At 72.3% G+C, this 19,181-nt stretch carries 18 protein-coding genes; 12 read left to right on the top strand and 6 right to left on the bottom strand.

Annotation, left to right across the window (positions count from 1 at the left end; genetic code table 11):
* Window position 1 precedes the first annotated feature (1 nt).
* Complete coding sequence (locus GJ743_RS05635) at window positions 2–373, top strand: hypothetical protein (RefSeq protein ID WP_155050948.1); 372 nt, start codon at window positions 2–4, stop codon at window positions 371–373.
* 142 nt (window positions 374–515) lie between these two features.
* Here GJ743_RS05635 and GJ743_RS05630 read toward each other — a convergent pair whose 3' ends face one another.
* Window positions 516–2,321, bottom strand: coding sequence for a phytoene desaturase family protein (locus GJ743_RS05630; RefSeq protein ID WP_155050947.1), 1,806 nt, complete (start codon window positions 2,319–2,321; stop codon window positions 516–518).
* Between the two features lie 110 nt (window positions 2,322–2,431).
* Here GJ743_RS05630 and GJ743_RS05625 point away from each other — a divergent pair, with 110 nt between their 5' ends.
* The 4 genes from GJ743_RS05625 to GJ743_RS05610 all read left to right on the top strand — a co-directional run bounded on the left by GJ743_RS05625 (window position 2,432) and on the right by GJ743_RS05610 (window position 4,629).
* Window positions 2,432–2,653: a ribbon-helix-helix domain-containing protein gene (locus tag GJ743_RS05625; protein WP_155050946.1), complete on the top strand. Its 222-nt coding sequence runs from the start codon at window positions 2,432–2,434 to the stop codon at window positions 2,651–2,653.
* Window positions 2,650–3,012, top strand: a complete 363-nt coding sequence (locus tag GJ743_RS05620) for a type II toxin-antitoxin system PemK/MazF family toxin (protein WP_328288827.1) — start codon at window positions 2,650–2,652, stop codon at window positions 3,010–3,012. Before GJ743_RS05625 ends, GJ743_RS05620 begins: the two co-directional genes overlap by 4 nt.
* A 52-nt stretch (window positions 3,013–3,064) precedes the next feature.
* On the top strand, window positions 3,065–4,081 hold the full coding sequence (locus tag GJ743_RS05615; RefSeq protein ID WP_155050945.1) for a helix-turn-helix transcriptional regulator: 1,017 nt from the start codon (window positions 3,065–3,067) through the stop codon (window positions 4,079–4,081).
* A 122-nt stretch (window positions 4,082–4,203) separates the two neighbouring features.
* A complete protein-coding gene (locus tag GJ743_RS05610) occupies window positions 4,204–4,629 on the top strand; it encodes a VOC family protein (RefSeq protein WP_155050944.1) in 426 nt (141 codons plus the stop codon).
* Window positions 4,630–4,667: 38 nt separating this feature from the next.
* On the opposite strand, the gene GJ743_RS05605 is transcribed toward GJ743_RS05610, so the two are convergent.
* Both GJ743_RS05605 and GJ743_RS05600 read right to left on the bottom strand, forming a co-directional pair.
* The gene (locus GJ743_RS05605) at window positions 4,668–5,060 is read right to left on the bottom strand and encodes an META domain-containing protein (protein WP_155050943.1); all 393 of its coding nucleotides are present in this window, start codon (window positions 5,058–5,060) and stop codon (window positions 4,668–4,670) included.
* Window positions 5,061–5,317: 257 nt separating this feature from the next.
* Window positions 5,318–6,310 carry a LysR family transcriptional regulator gene (locus GJ743_RS05600; RefSeq protein ID WP_155050942.1) on the bottom strand — a complete coding sequence of 331 codons (993 nt, stop codon included), beginning with the start codon at window positions 6,308–6,310 and terminating at the stop codon, window positions 5,318–5,320.
* Between the two features lie 201 nt (window positions 6,311–6,511).
* On the opposite strand from GJ743_RS05600, the gene GJ743_RS05595 reads away from it, so the two are divergent.
* From GJ743_RS05595 to GJ743_RS05580, 4 genes are all read left to right on the top strand, one after another.
* Entirely contained in the window at window positions 6,512–10,144 is a 3,633-nt protein-coding gene (locus tag GJ743_RS05595) for a bifunctional proline dehydrogenase/L-glutamate gamma-semialdehyde dehydrogenase (protein WP_328288826.1), read from the top strand.
* A 208-nt stretch (window positions 10,145–10,352) separates the two neighbouring features.
* The gene (locus GJ743_RS05590) at window positions 10,353–11,813 is read left to right on the top strand and encodes a basic amino acid/polyamine antiporter (protein WP_155050941.1); all 1,461 of its coding nucleotides are present in this window, start codon (window positions 10,353–10,355) and stop codon (window positions 11,811–11,813) included.
* 35 nt (window positions 11,814–11,848) lie between these two features.
* Window positions 11,849–13,087, top strand: a complete 1,239-nt coding sequence (locus tag GJ743_RS05585; protein WP_155050940.1) for an arginine deiminase — start codon at window positions 11,849–11,851, stop codon at window positions 13,085–13,087.
* A 2-nt stretch (window positions 13,088–13,089) separates the two neighbouring features.
* Window positions 13,090–14,034 carry a 1-phosphofructokinase family hexose kinase gene (locus GJ743_RS05580; protein WP_155050939.1) on the top strand — a complete coding sequence of 315 codons (945 nt, stop codon included), beginning with the start codon at window positions 13,090–13,092 and terminating at the stop codon, window positions 14,032–14,034.
* Window positions 14,035–14,191: 157 nt separating this feature from the next.
* On the opposite strand, the gene GJ743_RS05575 is transcribed toward GJ743_RS05580, so the two are convergent.
* Window positions 14,192–14,674: an ATP-dependent zinc protease family protein gene (locus GJ743_RS05575; protein ID WP_328288825.1), complete on the bottom strand. Its 483-nt coding sequence runs from the start codon at window positions 14,672–14,674 to the stop codon at window positions 14,192–14,194.
* 26 nt (window positions 14,675–14,700) lie between these two features.
* Here GJ743_RS05575 and rimK point away from each other — a divergent pair, with 26 nt between their 5' ends.
* On the top strand, window positions 14,701–15,909 hold the full coding sequence (gene rimK / locus GJ743_RS05570; protein ID WP_155050937.1) for a 30S ribosomal protein S6--L-glutamate ligase: 1,209 nt from the start codon (window positions 14,701–14,703) through the stop codon (window positions 15,907–15,909).
* A gap of 168 nt (window positions 15,910–16,077) precedes the next feature.
* Here rimK and GJ743_RS05565 read toward each other — a convergent pair whose 3' ends face one another.
* The gene (locus GJ743_RS05565; protein WP_155050936.1) at window positions 16,078–16,440 is read right to left on the bottom strand and encodes a GntR family transcriptional regulator; all 363 of its coding nucleotides are present in this window, start codon (window positions 16,438–16,440) and stop codon (window positions 16,078–16,080) included.
* A gap of 37 nt (window positions 16,441–16,477) precedes the next feature.
* Window positions 16,478–16,915 carry an Lrp/AsnC family transcriptional regulator gene (locus tag GJ743_RS05560; protein WP_155050935.1) on the bottom strand — a complete coding sequence of 146 codons (438 nt, stop codon included), beginning with the start codon at window positions 16,913–16,915 and terminating at the stop codon, window positions 16,478–16,480.
* 214 nt (window positions 16,916–17,129) lie between these two features.
* On the opposite strand from GJ743_RS05560, the gene GJ743_RS05555 reads away from it, so the two are divergent.
* Window positions 17,130–17,957 carry an LLM class F420-dependent oxidoreductase gene (locus tag GJ743_RS05555; protein WP_155050934.1) on the top strand — a complete coding sequence of 276 codons (828 nt, stop codon included), beginning with the start codon at window positions 17,130–17,132 and terminating at the stop codon, window positions 17,955–17,957.
* Between the two features lie 313 nt (window positions 17,958–18,270).
* Entirely contained in the window at window positions 18,271–19,134 is an 864-nt protein-coding gene (ddaH, locus tag GJ743_RS05550; RefSeq protein WP_155050933.1) for a dimethylargininase, read from the top strand.
* Window positions 19,135–19,181: the final 47 nt, after the last annotated feature.

The following is a 19,181-nucleotide window of genomic DNA, read 5'->3' as shown; positions in this document are numbered from 1 at the left end:
CATGAGCACTCGGGGAACCTCGCAGCAGTCGCACGACGAAGAATCGCTCCACATCGCCGGCCGGCACAGCGGCATGTGGGGGTGGTTCAGCGGCATCATCGTGCTCGCCCTGATCGCTGTGCCGCTCAGCGCCGCGTTCGCCTTCGCGACCAACCCGGGCACGCAGCAGTTGTTCGGCGGCCGCCTGTCCGAGGCGACGCAGGGCGGCTACCAGGCGTTCTGGTGGGTCGTCACGCTCCTGCTCGTCGCGCTGCCGATCCTCGTCGGCTACGGCGTCGCGAAGATGTCGGGCCGTGCCCTCATCATCGTCGGAGCGGTCGTGGCGCTGTTCGTCATCGCGATCATGATCCTCGGGCAGCTGTTCGTCTTCTGACCCTGGGCCCGGCCCGACTCGCGCGGGTGGATTCGCAGGACCAGCCGCCGCTTGCGCCTCGTGCGGGCGGCATCGGGCGTCTGGCCCTGCGAACGGCGACGGATGCCGCGGCTCGCGCCCTCGGCATCCGTCGCCGTCGTTCTCAGGGGAGTTCCTCCTCGAGCACGGCCATCGCGGCGTTGTGCCCGCCGATGCCGCTGACCGCGCCGCCGCGGACCGCGCCCGAACCGCACACGAGCACGCGGGGGTGCGACGTTGCGACGCCCCAGCGCTCGGCGGGAGTGGCGGGTTCGGCCCCCGGCTCGGTCCACGGCCACGACAGCGGGCCGTGGAAGATGTTGCCGCCGGGCATGTTAAGGGCGTCCTCGAGGTCGCGGGTCGTCTTCACCTCGACGCAGAGCCGGCCGGCGGCATCCGTCGCGATCACGTCGGCGATGGGCTCGGCGAGCACCGAGTCGAGCGAGGCGAGCACGGCGTCGCGCAGTCGTTCGCGGAGCTCGTCGTTGCCGTGCGCGTCGACCAGCCGGTCGGGCACGTGCAGCCCGAACACGGTGAGGGTCTGCGCGTCGGATGCCGCGAGCTCGGGCCCGAGGATCGTGCGGTCGCTCAGCGTGTGGCAGTAGATCTCGCAGGGCAGCGGGTCGGGCAGGTCGCCGGCCGCGGCGCTGCGGTAGGCGGCCTCGAGCTGCGACTCGAGCTCGTTGATGTGGAAGGTGCCCGCGAACGCCTGCTCGGGCGCGACCGACGCGTCGGCGAGGCGAGGAAGGCGCGTGAGCAGCAGGTTGACCTTGACCTGGGCGCCCTCGGGCATGCCGGCGCGGGCGAGGCGGCGGCGGGTCGCGTCGTCCAGGGCGACCTCGTCGGAGCCCGGCACGGCGGCGGGTTCGTCGCGCGGGGCGACGGTGGCTGCTCCCGATGCCGGGGCGGCGGATGCCGCGGGGCCGGTGCCTGCGTCGGCGGGTGCCGCCTCGGTGCCACGGCCGGATGCCGCGACGAGCCGCTCGAGCACGACCGGCGCGACGTTCGCGAGCACGACGTGGGCGCGCACGGCGCGCTCGCCGCCGTCGGAACCGGCGTCGAGGCCGCCCTCGCGCCACCGGACCTCTCCGGTCGCGGGGTCGATCGCGACGACCTCGGCCTCGGTGCGGAGCACGGCGCCCGCTTCGCGGGCGGCCCTGGCGAGCTCGCCCGACACGGCGCCCATGCCGCCGACCGGTACGTCCCAGTCGCCCGTGCCGCCGCCGATGACGTGGTACAGGAAGCAGCGGTTCGCGTCGAGCGACGGGTCGTCGAGGTCGGTGAACGTGCCGATCAGCCCGTCGGTCGCCACGATGCCGCGCACGAGGTCGTCGGCGAAGCGCTCGTCGATCGCCTCGCCCAGCGGGCGCTCGACGAACCCGTCCCACACGCGGTCGTCGCCGACGAGGGCGCGCGCCTCGGCGCGGGTGGGCAGCGGCTCGGTCAGGGTCGGGAAGAGCGCCTCGGCGACGCGGGCCGTGTCGGCGTAGAACGCCTCCCACGCGTCGGCGTCGCCCTCCGCGCCGACCCGGGCGAACGCGTCGCGCGCGGCCGCGGCATCCGCCTCGACGTCGACGAGCAGGCCGCGCGACGGGTCGCGCGGGTCGGGCGTGTACGACGAGAACCGGCGGCGCACGAGTCGCACGTCGAGCCCGAGGTCGTCGATGATCCGCTGCGGCAGCAGGCTCACGAGGTACGAGTAGCGGCTGAGGCGCGCGTCGACGCCCTCGAACGCCTCGGCCGAGACGGCGGCGCCGCCGAGGTGGTCGTCGCGCTCGAGCAGCAGCACGCGCTTGCCCGCGCGGGCGAGGTAGGCGGCGGCCGTGAGGCCGTTGTGGCCGCCGCCGACGATGACGACGTCGTGATCGGGGGCCTGGTCGGGTGCGCCGGCGGGCGGGGGCGCGTCGGCAGGGTGCGCATCGGTGGGCATCCCACGAGCGTAGACGAGCGGATGCCGCGTTCCGCGCGCCGTCTCAGTCGGCCCGCATCCGGCCGGCCGATGCCCGTCTCGAACGGGTCGTACTAGAGTAGGATCGAGGTATGACCAAGCTCAGCGTGAGCCTTCCGCCCGCCGACATCGAGTTCATCGATGCGATCGCCGTGCAGTACGAAGGCAACCGTTCCGCGGCGATCCACGATCTCGTCCGCCTCGGCCGAGAACTCGCCGCCGGCGACGCCTACGCCGAGGCGTTCGACGAGTGGGAGTCCTCCGGCGACGCGGCGGCGTGGGAGTCGACCGCGGCCGAGGGGCTCGCGAGGTGAGACGCGGTGACGTCATCGTGGTGGCGCTCGATCGCGCCCTGCCGGCGGAGGCGTCCAAGGCCCGCCCGTGTGTGCTGGTGAGCAACGACGGTGCGAACTCGACGGCGACCCGGCTCGGCCGGGGGGTCGTCACGGTCGTGCCGCTCACGTCGAACACGGCACGGGTCTTCGCTCCGTTCGAGTGCCTCGTCGACAGCGTCGACGATCTCGCCGCGATGGGTCTGCCCGCGCCGTCGAAGGTGCAGGCGGCCCAGGTGAGGTCCATCTCGGTCGCAAGTGTGCGCGGAACCATCGGGCGCTGCCCGGAATCCGTGCTCGGCCGGGTCGACGACGCGCTCCGGTTCCACCTCTCGCTGTAGCCGGGCCGCATTCCGGACGTATTCCGACCGGATGCGGGTCGAGAATCGGGACATGGCCGCGACCACTTCCCGCACCCTCGACCTGCTCTCCCTGCTGCAGAGTCACCGGCATTGGACCGCGCGTGAGCTCGTCGACCGCCTCGGGGTCAGCGAACGCACATTGCGCCGCGACGTCGAGCGCCTGCGCGAGCTCGGGTACGCGATCGAGTCGACGCGCGGCGTCGCCGGCGGCTACCGACTCGCCGCGGGCACGGGGTTGCCGCCGCTGCTCCTCACCGACGACGAGGGCGTCGCGATCGCGGTCGGCTTGCGCTCGCAGGCGGCGGCCGGGCTGCGCGGCGCCGAGCACACGACGTTCAGCGCGCTCGCGAAGATCGAGCAAGTGCTGCCGCCCGCGCTGCGGCGACGCATCGAGGCACTGCAGGCCGTCGCGACGCCGGCCGGCGGGCCGGGCGCGGGGCCCGGCGCCGCGCCATTCGTCGACAGCGACCTGCTCGGACTGCTCGCGCTCTGCTGCCGCGACGCCGAGCGGATCCGCATGAGGTACACGGATGCCACGGGCGCCGCCACGACGCGATCGATCGAGCCGCACCGGCTGGTCCCGCTCGGGCGGCGCTGGTACCTCCTCGCGTGGGATCGCGACCGCGACGACTGGCGGACGTTCCGGCTCGATCGGATCGACGACGTGTTCCAGACGCGTGTGCGCTTCGCGCCGCATCCGCTCACCGACGACGAGGCGCTCGAGCGTGTGCAGCGGGCGGTGCGCTGGCGCGACCAGGCGGTGCGCGCCGAGGTGCACGTGGCGATGCCCGTGGACGAGTTCCGCGAGCGGCTCGGCTGGTGGGCGCGCGATGCGGTCGCCGGGCCGGGCGGTGCGGGCACGGCGTGGCCGGTCGAGGGCGAGTCGGTCGCCGGGGTCGCGGCGGCGCTCCTCTGGGTGCCCGAGGGGGTCGGATGCCGCGTCGACGGTCCGCCCGAACTGCTCGAGTACCTCGCGGCGCAGGCCGAGCGGTTCGCGGCGGCCGCCGGTGGTGGCGGCCCGGGCGGCCCGGCCGCGCGATTCCCGTGAGATGGCGGGCGGTCCCGCCACTTGGCGGGACTCGGTGTGCGAGGGACGCGAGGCGGGCGCGAGGCGGGCGCGAGGGTGGCGCGGGGGTGGCGAGTGTCGGCGGGCCGGAGTCGAATGGGGACATGGACATCGCCTTCATCGCCGGGTTCGGCCCGATCGGCACCGTCGACGCCGCGTCGCACGACTTCTGGGCCGGTGCGATCGGCATCCCGTTCCACGAGAACGCGCCGCGGTACTTCCACACCGAGGAGGTCGAGGGCGCGAAGGCGTTCGCGATCTGGCCCCTCGACCAGGCGGCCGAGGCGACCTTCGGCACGAGCGAGTGGCCCGCCGACCGTCCGGTGCCGCAGGCGTGGATCGAGTTCGACGTCGCCTCACCGGAGGCGGTCGGCCCGGCGGTCGACGAGTTGCGCGCGAAGGGTCTCGAGATCCTCGTCGAGGCGCACGAGGAGCCGTGGGGGCAGACCACGTCGCGGCTGATGAGCCCCGAAGGGCTGCTCGTGGGCGTCAGCTACACGCCGTGGATGCACGGCGACGGCGCGGCCTGAGCGACCGCGGCCCGGCGGCCGGCGCCCGCCCGGCGCGCTCAGCTCGAACGGTCGAGCGTGCCGATCGGCGAGCCGTCCTCGCCGAGGACGGTCATCGAGTCGTCCGCGACATCCGCTGCGCTCATGCCGGCGAGCCAGTAGTCGACGTCGTCGCACGCCTTCTCCGTGGAGGCCACGTTCTCGAACTCGACCTGATCGGCCTCGTTGACCGACCACGTGCCATTGAGCGTGTTGCAGCCGTCGCTGCCGGTGAAGTCGCCGCCATCCTCGAGCGTGAGGAACGGTTCGCCCTGCGTCGACGAGTCGCCCCACGTGCCGGTCGGATCGATGTCGCCTCCGGTGTCCTCGCCGGCGACACCGCTGCACCCGCTGAACGCGAGCGCGGCCGCCAGCACCCCCATGCCGATGACGAGTCTCTTCCCCCTGGTCATGGTCGCAGCGTAGCGGGGCCCGCATCCTGCCGCATGAGAATCCGGGCGATGGGCGCGTGCGGGGCGCTGTCTGCTGGATCTCCATGCACGATGCGGTGGCGCGATTCCTCGTGCATGAGGATCCGGGCGATGGGCGCGTGCGGGGCGGTGTGCCGCGGATTCTCATGCGCGGGATTCGAGCTGTCGGCAGGCGAGCGGTCGGCAGGCGAACGGGCGCAAGGTGAGCGGTCGGCAGGTCCGGGCGGGCGGGGCGCCGGTCAGTCGTGCGTCGCGGGCGGCGCGCTTCGGGCCGCCGCGCGGGCCAGCGCGTCGCGTGCGGCGACGACGGCGGGGCGGCGGGCCGCGGCGCTCCGGGTGGAGGAGAACACCTCGCGGAACGGGTCGTCGGGCAGCGACGCGAGCTGCACGCTCGGCGCCTCGCCGGCCCACACGAGGTCGGGGAGCAGGCCGACGGCGTTGCCCGACCGGATCAGGCGGATGTGCGCCATGAGGTCGGCGGTCTCGAAGCGCACGTCGGGCTCGAAGCCCGCGCGGCGGCAGAGCTGCTCGGCCCACTCGCGCGAGGCCGTGCCGCGCGGTTCCATGACCCAGGGCATCTCGGATGCCGCGGCGAGGCCGTCGTCGGCGACCGACCGGAGCAGCTCCGTCGGGGCGTCCTTCGGCAGGGCCGCCGCGACGGGGTCGGGTCGGCGCAGTCCGCGACGGCGGGCGGCCGGATGCGGCGGAAGGGCGAGGCGGATGGCGTCGCGCGCGAGCGGCACGCGGTCGAGCTCGGGATGCAGCGGCCGTGTGTACCCGGGGTACTGCTCGGCGACGACGAGGTCGAAGTCGCGCGCCGCGACGTCGAAGAGGGCGAGTTCCGGCTCGCGTTCGGTCACCTCGACGCGCAGCGACGGATGCTCGGCGGCGAGCAGGGTGAGCGCTTGCGGGACGACGGCGTGCGCCGCAGACTGGAACACGGCGATGCGCACGGTGCCGCTGACGGTCGTGAGCGACCGCGCGACATCCGCCTCGGCCTCTTCGAGCCGTTCGAGCACGGCCTGCGCGTGGCCGACGAGCAGCTCGGCCTGGGGCGTGAGCTGCACGCGCCGGCCGACCTGGACGAGCAGGGGCACGCCCGCCTCGCGCTCGAGCTGGCTGAGCTGCTGCGAGACCGACGACGGGCTGTACGAGAGCGCCTCGGCGACGGCGGTGAGGGTGCCCCGCTGGCTGAGCTCGACGAGGAGGCGCAAGCGTCGGACATCGAGCATGCGTGCACCTCCTCTGCGCGGCATCCGCCCGTCATCGGGCCCGAGGCGGCGCGGCGGGACGGCCCGAACCAAACGTTCGGGAAACATGAACAGTATGCATCGGATTCATTCGCTGTACCGAACGGAATCCGGGGCGCACACTGGAGGTGCCGGGCGTGCACCATCCCCGTGCGCCCTCCGAGACCTAAGGACACCGCAGTCGTGACCACTTCGAAGCTCCTCACGGACGTCGTCCCCGACACCGATCACGTCATCGCGCTCGTCGAGCGCTGGCTCGCCGAGAGTGCGAACCACCCCGTCGACCCGGCCGCGCAGCGCCTCGCGGGCGTGCTGAAGGACGAGCACGGCCTCGCGTTCACCGTCGGCTTCGTCGACGGCGTCATGCGCCCCGAAGACCTCGGCGTCGCCGGCCGCAACCTCGCGGAGGTCGCGAAGCTCACGCCGAAGTTCCTGCCCGCCTCCCTCAAGGCCGCGATCCGCCTCGGCGGCGCGATGGCGCCGACCTTCCCGTGGCTCGTCATCCCGATCGCGCGGCGCGTGCTGCGCGCCATGGTCGGCCACCTCGTGCTCGACGCGACGCCCGCGAAGCTCGGCCCCGCGATCGCGAAGCTCCGCGAGTCGGGCAACCGCCTGAACCTCAACCTCCTCGGCGAGGCCGTGCTCGGCGAGCACGAGGCCGACCGGCGCCTGAAGGGCACCTACGACTTCCTCGCGCGCGACGACGTCGACTACGTCTCGATCAAGGTCTCGAGCGTCGTGAGCCAGCTCTCGATGTGGTCGTTCGACGAGGCCGTCGAGAAGGTCGTCGCCAAGCTCACGCCGCTGTACGAGCTCGCGGCGAAGGGCGCCGCGCAGGGTCAGGCGAAGTTCATCAACCTCGACATGGAGGAGTACCGCGACCTCGACCTCACCATCGCGGTCTTCAAGCGGCTCCTCGACCAGCCGCAGCTGCAGGGCCTCGAGGCCGGCATCGTGCTGCAGACCTACCTGCCCGACGCGCTCGGCGCCATGCAGGACCTCACCGCGTGGGCGCAGGAGCGCCGCGCCGCGGGCGGCGCCCCGATCAAGGTGCGCGTCGTGAAGGGCGCGAACCTCGCGATGGAGCACGTCGACGCGCACGTCCACGACTGGCCGCTCGCGACCTACTCGACCAAGCAGGACTCCGACACCAACTACAAGCGCGTGCTGCACTGGTCGATGACGCCCGAGCGCATCGACGCCGTCAAGCTCGGCATCGCCGGCCACAACCTCTTCGACGTCGCCCACGCGTACCTCACCGCGAAGGAGCGCGGCGTCGAGCAGGGCGTCGAGTTCGAGATGCTGCTCGGCATGGCGACCGGCCAGGCCGAGGCCGTGCGCGGCGACGTCGGCCGCCTGCTGCTCTACACGCCCGTCGTGAACCCGAGCGAGTTCGACGTCGCGATCGCGTACCTGATCCGCCGCCTCGAGGAGAACGCGAGCCAGGACAACTTCATGTCGGCCGTGTTCGAGCTGAACGAGAACCGCGCCCTCTTCGAGCGCGAGCGCGACCGCTACCTGCGTTCGCTCGCGGCGCTCGAGGGCGAGGACCCGGAGGGCCCGGCGCCGGCGCCGAACCGCACCCAGAACCGCCGCACCGAGTGGGACGAGAAGGATGCCGCCGACCTCGCCGGCACCGTCGTCGGCGCGCCCGCGCCGGGCGAGGAGCACGAGGGCTCGCTCACGAGCGTCGTGCTCGGCATCACCCGCGGTTCCGGCCTCGATGGTCAGCTGACGGATGCCGCGGCCGCCGCCGCAGCCGAGCTCACCGGTCCCGGCGTCACCCCCGGGTTCCGCAACGAGCCCGACACCGACCCCGCGCTCGCCGCGAACCGCGACTGGGGTCGCCGGATCCTCGAGCGCGTGCCCACCTCGACGCTCGGCATCGACACCCTGCAGGCGAACCGCATCGAGACCGCCGACGAGCTCGAGCGGCTCATGACCGCGGTCACCGAGCGCGCCGCCGCGTGGGCGGCCCTCCCCGGCGACCAGCGCGCAGCGCTGCTCCACCGCGCGGGCCTCGCACTCGCCGCGAACCGCGACCGGCTGATCGAGGTCATGGCCGCCGAGACCGGCAAGACCATCGCCGAGGCCGACCCCGAGATCAGCGAGGCGATCGACTTCGCGCACTACTACGCCGAGCGCGCCCGCGAGCTCGACCACGTCCAGGGCGCGCGCTTCGTGCCCTCGAAGCTCACGGTCGTCACCCCGCCGTGGAACTTCCCCGTCGCGATCCCGGCGGGCGGCGTGCTCGCCGCGCTCGCCGCGGGCTCGGGCGTGATCATCAAGCCCGCGAAGCTCTCGCAGCGCTCGGGCGCGATCATGGTGGAGGCGCTGTGGGAGGCCGGCATCCCGAAGGACCTGCTGGCCCTCGTCGACCTCGGCTCCCGCGAGCTCGGCACCAAGCTCGTCTCCGACGAGAAGGTCGACCGCGTCATCCTCACGGGCGCGTACGAGACGGCCGAGCTCTTCCGCTCGTTCCGGAAGGACCTGCCGCTCCTCGCCGAGACGAGCGGCAAGAACGCGATCATCGTCACGCCGTCGGCCGACCTCGACCTCGCGGCATCCGACGTCGTCAAGAGCGCCTTCGGTCACGCGGGCCAGAAGTGCTCGGCCGCGTCGCTCGTGATCCTCGTCGGCTCGGTCGCGAAGTCCGAGCGGTTCCGCCGCCAGCTGGTCGACGCCGCCACGAGCCTGCGCGTCGGCTGGCCCGAGCACCCGCAGAGCCAGATGGGCCCGATCGTCGAGCCCGCGAACGGCAAGCTGCTGCACGCGCTCACGACGCTCGGCGCCGACGAGGAGTGGCTCGTCGAGCCGCGGCAGCTCGACGGCACCGGCCGGCTGTGGTCGCCCGGCATCCGCGCGAACGTGAAGCCCGGCTCGTACTTCCACCTCACCGAGTTCTTCGGCCCCGTGCTCGGCATCATGCACGCGAAGGACCTCGACGAGGCCATCCGCTTCCAGAACGCGGTCGACTTCGGCCTGACCGCGGGCCTGCACTCGCTCGACTCCGACGAGCTCGCGACGTGGCTCGCGAACGTCGAGGCCGGCAACCTCTACGTCAACCGCGGCATCACCGGTGCGATCGTGCAGCGCCAGCCGTTCGGCGGCTGGAAGCGCTCGTCGGTCGGCGCGGGCGCCAAGGCCGGCGGCCCGAACTACCTGTTCGGCCTCGGCGACTGGGCGCCCGACCACTCCGAGCCGAGCCGGTCGCTGCACCTGCGCGGACTCGAGCAGCGCGTGACCGACCTCATCGAGGCGTCGCAGTCGTCGCTCGAGTACGAGGCGTACGAGATGCTCCGCCGCTCCGCGCTCTCCGACGCGGTCGCATGGGCCGACGAGTACGCCACGGTGAAGGACGTCTCGGGCCTCGGCGTCGAGCGGAACCTGTTCCGGTACCTGCCGCTGCCCGTCACCATCCGGGTGAGCGAGGACGCGATGCTCGCCGAGGGCCTCCGCGTGATCGCCGCGGGCATCCTCGCGAAGTCGCCGCTGTCGATCTCGACCGCGCACGAGCTGCCGAAGGGCGTCCGCGCGCTCCTGGCCTCCCGCGACGTCCGCGTGGTGCGCGAGGGCGACGCCGGATGGATCGCGCGTGCCGGCAAGGGCGAGGTCACGGGCCGCGTGCGGCTCGTGGGCGGCTCGGCCGCGGCGCTCGCCGAGGCGACCGGCGGCACGCCCGACCTCGCGGTCTGGTCGCACCCGGTGACGCCGTCGGGTCGCGTCGAGCTGCTGCCCTTCCTGCACGAGCAGGCGATCTCGATCACGAACCACCGGTTCGGCAACCCGACGACGATCTCCGACGGCGTGATCTAGGGCGAGCGGATGTCACGGGGGGCGGTCGCACACGCGGCCGCCCCTTCGTCGTGCCGCCGGCTCGCCGGGTCGTGCATTCGCGCGCCCGCGGCATCCGCCGCCCTCGCCCTTGTGCCCGCCCCGGGCCTGCGCTAGACACGGAGCAGGTTGCGACGCCGCGTCCTGAACCATCCGCACGGGGGCGGATCGAACTGGGGAGGGGGCCCTGATGGCATCGACGGCCGAGACGCGGGCGCCCTCCAAGCTGAGCCTCCCGGCGCTCACCGCGATGGTCGTCGGCTCGATGGTCGGCGCGGGCGTCTTCCAGCTCCCGGCGCGCTTCGCGAGCCAGACCGGGGTGTACGGCGCGCTCATCGCCTGGTCGATCGCCGGGCTCGGCATGCTGACGCTGGCGCTCGTGTTCCAGACCCTCGCGATGCGGAAGCCCAAGCTCGACAACGGCGTCTACGTGTACGCGCGGGCGGGCTTCGGGGTCTACCCCGGCTTCCTCTCGGCCGTGGGCTACTGGGCGTCGGCGTGCGCGGGCAACGCGTTCTACTGGGTGCTGATCATGACCACGCTCTCGCAGCTCTTCCCCGAGCTGCGACCGGTGCTCGGCGAGGGCGACACCTGGCCGTCGTTCCTCATCTCGGTCGCCGCCGTCTGGGGCGTCTACCTGCTGATCCGGCAGGGGGTGCGCGAGGCCGCGGCGATCAACTTCATCGTCACGATCGCGAAGCTCGTGCCGCTCGCGCTCTTCCTCGTGCTCGTGGTCTTCTTCTTCGACTGGGATGTCTTCGTCGGCAACCTCTCGGGCGACGACGGGCCCGCGGGCGACGAGACGCTGTTCGCGCAGGTGCAGGGCACGATGCTCATCACGGTCTTCGTGTTCCTCGGCATCGAGGGTGCGAGCGTGTACTCCCGCTACGCGAAGAAGCGGTCCGACGTCGGGCGGGCCACCGTGCTCGGCTTCCTCTCGGTGCTCGCGCTGTTCGCGTCGGTGTCGATCCTGTCGTACGGGATCCTGCCGCAGGCCGAGATCGCGGAACTGCAGCAACCGTCGGCGGGCGGCGTGCTCGAGGCCGCCGTCGGCCCGTGGGGCGGTGCGTTCATCCGCGTCGGGCTCATCATCTCGGTGCTCGGCGCGTACCTCGCCTGGCAGCTGCTCGCGGCCGACGTCGTGTTCGCGGCCGCGAAGGACCAGGACCTGCCGCGCTACTTCGCGCGCCTCAACTCGCGCGAGGTGCCCGAGCATGCCGTGCTCTGGACGTCCATCCTCGTCACCGTCATCCTCTTCCTCGTCCAGTTCGTGAACGACGCGCTCGACTTCACGCTCGACCTCACCGCGGCGCTGTCGCTTGCGCCCTACGCGCTGGCGAGCGCGTACGCCGTGAAGATCGCCGTGCAACGAGACGGCTACGCGGATGCCGCATCGGCGCGCCGCACGCGCGAGCTCGTGGTCGCGGCGATCTCGACGGCGTACACGCTGTTCCTGATCTGGGCGGCGGGCTACGTCTTCCTGTTCCTGGCGTGCATCCTGCTCGCCCCGGCGACCGCGCTCTACGTCGTCGCCCGGCGCCAGCAGCAGGCCAGGGTCTTCACGCCGGCCGGGCTCGTCGTCTTCATCGTCATCCTCGCCTTCGCGGTGATCGGCGTCGTGCTGCTCGTCACGGGTGCCGTTCAGCTCTGATCGTCCTCGCGCCGCGGCGCAGAAGGGAGCACGCCATGTCGGACCAGTCGTACGGGGTCCATTCCGAGGTCGGCCGGCTCAGGAAGGTGCTCGTGTGCCGACCCGGCCTCGGCCATGAGCGGCTGACGCCGAGCAACAGCGACGCGCTGCTCTTCGACGACGTGCTCTGGGTGCAGAACGCCCAGCGCGACCACGCGGACTTCGTGCAGCAGATGCGCGACCGCGGCGTCGAGGTGGTCGAGCTCCACGACCTGCTCGCCGAGACGATGGCGGTGCCCGGCGCGCGCGACTGGCTGCTCGACCGCAAGATCGTGGCGAACGAGGTCGGCGCCGGGCTGGTCGCCGACACGCGCGCGTTCCTCGACTCGCTCGACGAGGCGACGCTCACCGAGTACCTGATCGGCGGCCTGTCGACGCGCGACCTGCCGGCCGAGTTCCGGGCCCCGGAGGTCGCGCTCGTGCGCGAGTCGGCGGGCATGACCGAGTACCTCATGCCGCCGCTGCCCAACACGATCTACACGCGCGACACGACGTGCTGGATCTACGGCGGACTGACGCTGAACCCGCTGTTCTGGCCCGCGCGGCACGCGGAGACCATGCTGATGAAGGCGATCTACGACTTCCACCCCGACTACACGGGCAGCACGGTCTGGTGGGGCGACCCCGAAGAGGACCAGCGGCAGGCGACGCTCGAGGGCGGCGACGTCATGCCCGTCGGCAACGGCGTCGTGCTCATCGGCATGAGCGAACGGACGTCGCGACAGGCGATCACGGCGGTCGCCGCGCGCCTCTTCGAGCAGGGGGCCGCGCAGCGGGTCGTCGTCGCCGGCATGCCGAAGCTCCGTGCAGCCATGCACCTCGACACGGTCTTCACCTTCGCCGACCGCGATGTCGTGACGTACTACCCCGACATCGTCGACGGCATCCACACGTTCTCGTTGAGGCCGGCCGACGGCTGCGGCATCGAGGTCACCGAGGAGCGCGGCTCGTTCATCGAGGTCGTCGCCGAGTCCCTCGGCCTGGCGAAGCTGCGCGCGGTCGAGCCGGGCGGCGGATGGTACGCCGGGGAGCGGCAGCAGTGGGACAGCGGCAACAACGCGGTCGCGGTCGAGCCCGGCGTGGTCTTCACCTACGACCGGAACACCTACACGAACGCGCTGCTGCGCGACGCGGGCGTCGAGGTCATCGAGATCGTCGGAGCCGAACTCGGCCGGGGCCGTGGCGGCGGGCACTGCATGACCTGCCCGATCTCGCGCGACGCCGTGGACTACTGACCATGGCCGTGCACGCACCGATCGTGACATTGACCATGAACCCCGCGCTCGACGTGTCGAGCACGGCGGACCGGGTCGTCCCGGAGCACAAGCTGCGGTGCGGGCCGAGCCGGTTCGACCCGGGCGGGGGAGGCGTGAACGTGAGCCGCGCCATCCGGAACCTCGGCGGCAGCTCGATCGCGGTCTACCCGCTGGGCGGGCCGACCGGGCAGGCCTACCGAGGGTTCATCGAGGAGGCGGGCCTCGTCGCCCGGGTCATCACCATCGGGGGCAACACCCGCGAGAGTTTCACCGTCGACGAGCTGTCGACGGGCGAGCAGTACCGGTTCGTGCTGCAGGGCCCCATGATGCGCGAGCCCGAGTGGCGCGCCTGCCTGTCGGTCGTCGCCGACGAACTGCCCGTCGGCGGGTTCCTCGTCGCGAGCGGCAGCCTGCCGCCGGGCGTGCCCGACGGCTTCTACGCGTTGCTCGCCGAGATCTCGGCCGATCACGATGTGCGACTGGTGGTGGATGCCTCGGGGCCGGCGCTCGCGGCCGCGCTCGAAGCCGGCGTGTTCCTGATCAAGCCGAGCCGCGACGAGCTCGCCGAGCTCGTCGGCGCGGAGGGCGAACTCGACGAGTCGGCGATGGTCGACGCCGCCCGGTCGCTCGTCACCGCCGGTCGCAGCGAGGTGGTCGCGCTCACGCTCGGCGCCCGCGGGGCGATCCTCGTGACGTCCGACGAGGTGCTGCGACTCCCGACGCCGCGGGTCGAGGTCGCGAGCGCCGTGGGGGCCGGCGATGCATTCCTCGGCGCGCTCGTGCTGCGGCTCGCACAGGGCCGGACGCTCCCCGAGGCCTTCCGCACCGCGGTGGCGGCCGGCAGCGCGACGGCGATGCTCCCGGCGACGGAGCTCTGCCGTGCCTCGGACGTCGCTCGTCTCGAGGCCGACCTCGCCGTCGCGTGAGCCGCGGCATCCGTCTCGCCGACCCGCACCCTGATGAGTTCGCAGGATGAGCGCCACGATGCCTCGCTTGGAGGCACCATGGCCGGGCTGGTCCTGCGAACTCGGTTCGGGGTCTCGATACGCGCGCTTCGCGTGCTACTCGACCACCGGGGGTGCGTCAGGCGCGGCCGCGATTGCGGCGACGGATGTCGCGGGGCGCGCGCCCGCCGACGAACGAGCGGCCGGCGTCGACGAGGAACCCGTTCCGCAGCGCCTCGCGCCCGATGAGCATGCGGAAGCCCATCTCGTCGCGGTTCGTGAGCGTCACCTCGGCCGTGACCGGACGGTCGTGCAGCACGACGTCCATGAGGACGACGAGCCGCTCCTGGGTGTGACCGGTCGAACTGCGGATGACCCGGCGATCGTGGACGGGAAGCTCGACGGTCGCGGCATCCGCGTCGGTGTCCTGCCACGGGTGGATGCCGAAGCGCACCCAGTCGGCGCCGTCGCGCCGGAACTCCTCGACGTCGAACGCGTGCAGCGCCGACGAGCGTGCGCCCGTGTCGAGCTTCGCCTTCAGCCACTCCACGTCGGCCTGGGGGAGGCGCACCCATTCGCGCCATCCGGCGATGGTGTTTGAATGGTTCGGCACATCCGTCACCCGATCATCTTCGCAGGGACTCCCGAATGAAACTCGCGATCCTGTCGCGCGCGCCGCAGGCGTACTCGACCCAGCGTCTCCGTGCTGCAGCGCAGCAGCGCGGGCACGAGGTCAAGGTCCTCAACACCCTCCGCTTCGGCATCGACCTCTCCGGCGCCGAGCCCGACCTGCAGTACCGCGGTCGACCGCTGTCGGACTACGACGCGATCCTGCCGCGCATCGGCAACTCGATCACCTACTTCGGAACCGCAGTGGTGCGGCAGTTCGAGCAGATGGACGTCTACACGCCGAACACCGCGAACGGCATCACGAACGCGCGCGACAAGCTGCGCGCGAACCAGATCCTCTCGCGCCACAACATCGCGCTGCCCGCGACGACGTTCGTGCGCAACCGTGCCGACCTGCGCCCGGCGATCGAGTCGGTCGGCGGTGCGCCGGTCGTGATCAAGCTGCTCGAAGGCACGCAGGGCATCGGCGTCATCCTCGCCCCGACCGTCAAGGTCGCCGAGGCGATCATCGAGACGCTGCACTCGACCAAGCAGAACGTGCTGATCCAGAAGTTCATCGCCGAGAGCCGCGGCCGCGACATCCGCGCCCTCGTCGTCGGCGACCGCGTGGTCGCCGCCATGCGCCGCGTCGCGAGCGGCGACGAGTTCCGCTCGAACGTGCACCGCGGCGGCAGCGTGGAGCCCGTCGAGCTCTCGCCCGAGTACGAGCAGGCCGCGGTGCGGTCTGCCCAGATCATGGGGCTGAAGGTCGCGGGCGTCGACATGCTCGAGGGCAACGAGGGCCCGCTCGTCATGGAGGTCAACTCCTCGCCCGGCCTGCAGGGCATCGAGACGGCGACGAAGCTGGATGTCGCGGGCGCCATCATCGATTACATCGGCAACCAGGTCGCGTTCCCCGAGATCGACGTGCGGCAGCGACTCACCGTCTCGACGGGGTACGGCGTCGCCGAGCTCGTCGTGCATGGGGCGGCCGACCTCGTGGGCAAGACGCTCGGCGAGTCCGGGCTCTGGGAGCGCGACATCACGGTGCTCACGCTGCACCGCGGGGCCACGGTGATCCCCAACCCGCGCAAGGGCGTCGTGCTCGAGGCCGAGGACCGCCTGCTCTGCTTCGGCAAGCTCGAGGAGATGCGCTCGATGATCCCCGAGCGCCGTCGCCGGCGCCAGAAGGTCCGGCGCCTGCCCAAGGAGCCGATCCCGGCCGCGCCCGAGGCCGCGGCGAGCTGACGCGCGGGCGCCTGCCCTCCTCCCTGCTCCGTCCCTGCCGTCGCCGTCGCCGTCTCCACCGCGCCCCAAGTGAGGTTCCCGCGCTGGAGCGAGGCCTCGAACCGCACTTGGGCGCAGAAACCTCACTTCGAGCGTGGCCCAGGGGCGCGTCGACCGGACGGCTCCCCGTCAGCGGCGGGCGCGGAGCGCGCGTGCGACGGCGGCCTCGGCGGCATCCGTCGGCACGCCCAGGCGCTCGACGGTGTCGGCGAAGGCGGATGCCGCCGCCTGCAGCGCCTGCTCCACCGGATCGCCCGCGGCGCTGACGAACGTGCCCGCACGGCCGCGACCCTCGACGACGCCGTCTGACTCGAGCTCCTTGTAGGCGCGCGCGACCGTGTTCGCCGCGAGGCCGAGCTCATCGGCGAGGCCCCGCACGGTCGGCAGCTTCGAGCCCGCGGCGAGGCGGCCGTCCCGCACGGCATCGACCACCTGCATGCGGAGCTGCTCGTAGGGAGGAGTGTGCGCGTCGTCGTCGACGGTGAATCGCATGGGGGCTCCGGTGTCGGGGGGCGCGTGCGCCCGGCGGTCAGTCGCGGTTGCGGTTGACGAGGCGCGAGAGCACGATGGCGCTCCTCGTGTGGTCGACGTTCGGCGCGATGCGCACGCGCTCGAGCGCCTCCTCGAGCGAGGTGATGTCGCGGGCGCGCATGTGCACGATGGCGTCGGCGCTGCCCGTGACGGTGCCCGCGTACACGACCTCGGGCACGCCCTGCAGGATCCGCTGCAGCTCGTCGGGCGCGACCGTGCCGCGGCAGAACAGCTCGACGTACGCCTCGGTGCTCATGCCGTCGACGGCCGGGTCGACCTGGATCGTGAAGGCCTTGATGACGCCGTCGGCGACGAGCTTGTCGACACGGCGCTTCACGGCTGATGCGGAGAGCCCGACGGACGACCCGATGTCGCCGTACCCGGCCCGCGAGTTCTGGCGGAGCAGGTCGAGGATGGCCCGGTCGAGGTTGTCCATGCGCCCGAGTGTAGGACGGTCCGTTGCGTCGGGGAACGGGTCGGCGCGGGAATCGTGCGCGCCGTTGCACGTTCGTGATCGCGGGCGAGCGGATGGCGCGGTGCGGGCGGCTGCGGTCGACCGACGAAGCCAGCGCGCGACGCGCGGACGCGGCATCCGTTCGCTCGTGGCGCAGACCGGGGAGACCGCTCGCCGGCGGGCGTAGCGTGAGGCCATGACCCCGAACACCGCTCCCGCGCGCCTCGGCGTGCAGCTGCAGCCGCAGCACGCGACCTACACGCAGATCCGCGACGCCGTGCTCCGCATGGAGGACCTCGGCGTCGACGTCGTCTTCAACTGGGATCACTTCTTCCCGCTCTCGGGCGACCCCGACGGCCTCCACTTCGAGGCGTGGACGATGCTCGGCGCCTGGGCGGAGCAGACCGATCGCGTCGAGTTCGGCTCGCTCGTCAACTGCAACTCCTACCGCAATGCCGACCTGCAGGCCGACATGGCCCGCACGCTGGACCACATCAGCGCGAGGGGCGGCGACGCCGGCCGCTTCATCTTCGGCACGGGTTCGGGCTGGTTCGAGCGCGACTACGACGAGTACGGCTACGGGTTCGGCACGGTCGGCTCGCGCCTCGACGACCTGGCCGAGGCGCTGCCGCGCGTGAAGGCGCGCTGGGCGAAGCTGAACCCGGCGCCGACGCGCGACATCCCGATCATGATCGGCGGCAAGGGCGAGCAGAAGACGCTGCGCCTCGTCGCCGAGCACGCCGACATCTGGCACTCGTTCGTGCGGCCCGACGAGCTCGGCCACAAGCTCGACGTGCTGGCCCGCTGGGGCGAGAAGGTCGTGCGGGATGTCTCGGGCATCACGATCTCGAACGAACTTCCGCGGCGCAGCCTCGACGACGCGTACGCCGACGCGCTCCACGACGCCGGCGTGCGCCTGTTCACGCTCGGCCTCTCGGGCCCGCACTACGACGACACGGCCGTGAAGCACTGGCTCGCCTGGCGCGATCGCCGCAACGAGCAGGCGGGGGTGCGCGCGGCCTGAGCCCGGGTCGCATCCCGGTCGCCGCGCGGGATTCGTGCGCCCGCGCAGCCCGCCACGGCGCGCGATGCGCGCGCCCGCGGCATCCGTGACCCCTCGATCGTTGCGTCATGCGCCCGAACGCGCACGAATCGTGTGCGAGAAGCCGAGAAGTCGCAGGCCCCGAGCGACACACTGGAGGTGGCGTCCCGACGGCGGTGCCATCCGAACACCGCCGCCGGGGCTCGAGAGAGCGACCTGGTCCGCCGACACCCCACCGGCCGAGCCGGCGGCGCGCCGCCGTGCCCGGCCGACGAACCCACCTTCGAGGAGTGAGATGTCGACCGTGATCGAGACCCAGACGACCCCTACCCCCGCCGCGCCGGAGCGCACCGCGTCGAAGAAGACCGTGCTGATGTGCCGCCCCGAGCACTTCACCGTCGTCTACCAGATCAACCCGTGGATGGATCCGGCGAAGCCGACCGACACCGCGCTGGCCGTCGCGCAGTGGCAGACCCTGCACGACACGTACGTCGGCCTGGGCTTCGACGTGCACCTCATCGACCCCGTCGAGGGCCTGCCCGACATGGTCTACGCGGCCAACGGCGGCACCGTGATCGACGGCATCGCGTACGGCGCGAAGTTCACGCACGCGCAGCGCGCGGCCGAGGGGCCGGCGTACATGGACTGGTTCCGGCAGGCGGGCTTCGACGTGCGCGAGCCGGCCGAGACGAACGAGGGCGAGGGCGACTTCCTGCTCGTCGGCGACGTCATCCTTGCGGGCACCGGCTTCCGCAGCGACGGCTCGAGCCACGAGGAGCTCGCCCACATCACGGGCCGCGAGGTCGTCACCCTGACCCTCGTGAACCCGAGCTTCTACCACCTCGACACCGCGATCGCCGTGCTCGACTCCCGGCCGGGCCAGGAGCACATCGCGTACCTGCCGAGCGCGTTCGACGGTCCCTCGCTCGAGATCCTGCGCGAGCGCTACCCCGACGCGATCCTCGTCTCCGAGGAGGATGCGGCGGTGCTCGGCCTCAACTCCTACAGCGACGGCCGCAACGTCGTGATCGCCGCGCGCGCGACGGGATTCGAGCGGCAGCTCCGCGATGCGGGCTATCACCCGATCGGCGTCGACCTGTCCGAGCTGCTGCTCGGCGGCGGCGGTGTGAAGTGCTGCACGCTCGAACTGCGGCGCTGATCCCGCTACGCTTCCGCAGGACCCCACCCACCGACCCACCCCCGAGG

This window comes from Agromyces bracchium (assembly GCF_009709675.1).
In the GTDB taxonomy this organism is placed as follows: domain Bacteria; phylum Actinomycetota; class Actinomycetes; order Actinomycetales; family Microbacteriaceae; genus Agromyces; species Agromyces bracchium.
Note: the sequence above shows the minus strand (reverse complement) of the source record. Positions and strands in the feature narration are given on the sequence as shown.

Coding starts and splice junctions, on each gene's coding strand:
- GJ743_RS05605 (WP_155050943.1), bottom strand. CDS start 5,060: ATGACCAGGGGGAAGAGACTCGTCATCGGCATGGGGGTGCTGGCGGCC.
- GJ743_RS05625 (WP_155050946.1), top strand. CDS start 2,432: ATGACCAAGCTCAGCGTGAGCCTTCCGCCCGCCGACATCGAGTTCATC.
- GJ743_RS05555 (WP_155050934.1), top strand. CDS start 17,130: ATGACCCCGAACACCGCTCCCGCGCGCCTCGGCGTGCAGCTGCAGCCG.
- ddaH (WP_155050933.1), top strand. CDS start 18,271: ATGTCGACCGTGATCGAGACCCAGACGACCCCTACCCCCGCCGCGCCG.
- GJ743_RS05580 (WP_155050939.1), top strand. CDS start 13,090: ATGGCCGTGCACGCACCGATCGTGACATTGACCATGAACCCCGCGCTC.
- GJ743_RS05635 (WP_155050948.1), top strand. CDS start 2: ATGAGCACTCGGGGAACCTCGCAGCAGTCGCACGACGAAGAATCGCTC.
- GJ743_RS05590 (WP_155050941.1), top strand. CDS start 10,353: ATGGCATCGACGGCCGAGACGCGGGCGCCCTCCAAGCTGAGCCTCCCG.
- GJ743_RS05600 (WP_155050942.1), bottom strand. CDS start 6,310: ATGCTCGATGTCCGACGCTTGCGCCTCCTCGTCGAGCTCAGCCAGCGG.
- GJ743_RS05585 (WP_155050940.1), top strand. CDS start 11,849: ATGTCGGACCAGTCGTACGGGGTCCATTCCGAGGTCGGCCGGCTCAGG.
- rimK (WP_155050937.1), top strand. CDS start 14,701: ATGAAACTCGCGATCCTGTCGCGCGCGCCGCAGGCGTACTCGACCCAG.
- GJ743_RS05560 (WP_155050935.1), bottom strand. CDS start 16,915: ATGGACAACCTCGACCGGGCCATCCTCGACCTGCTCCGCCAGAACTCG.
- GJ743_RS05610 (WP_155050944.1), top strand. CDS start 4,204: ATGGACATCGCCTTCATCGCCGGGTTCGGCCCGATCGGCACCGTCGAC.
- GJ743_RS05565 (WP_155050936.1), bottom strand. CDS start 16,440: ATGCGATTCACCGTCGACGACGACGCGCACACTCCTCCCTACGAGCAG.
- GJ743_RS05615 (WP_155050945.1), top strand. CDS start 3,065: ATGGCCGCGACCACTTCCCGCACCCTCGACCTGCTCTCCCTGCTGCAG.
- GJ743_RS05630 (WP_155050947.1), bottom strand. CDS start 2,321: ATGCCCACCGATGCGCACCCTGCCGACGCGCCCCCGCCCGCCGGCGCA.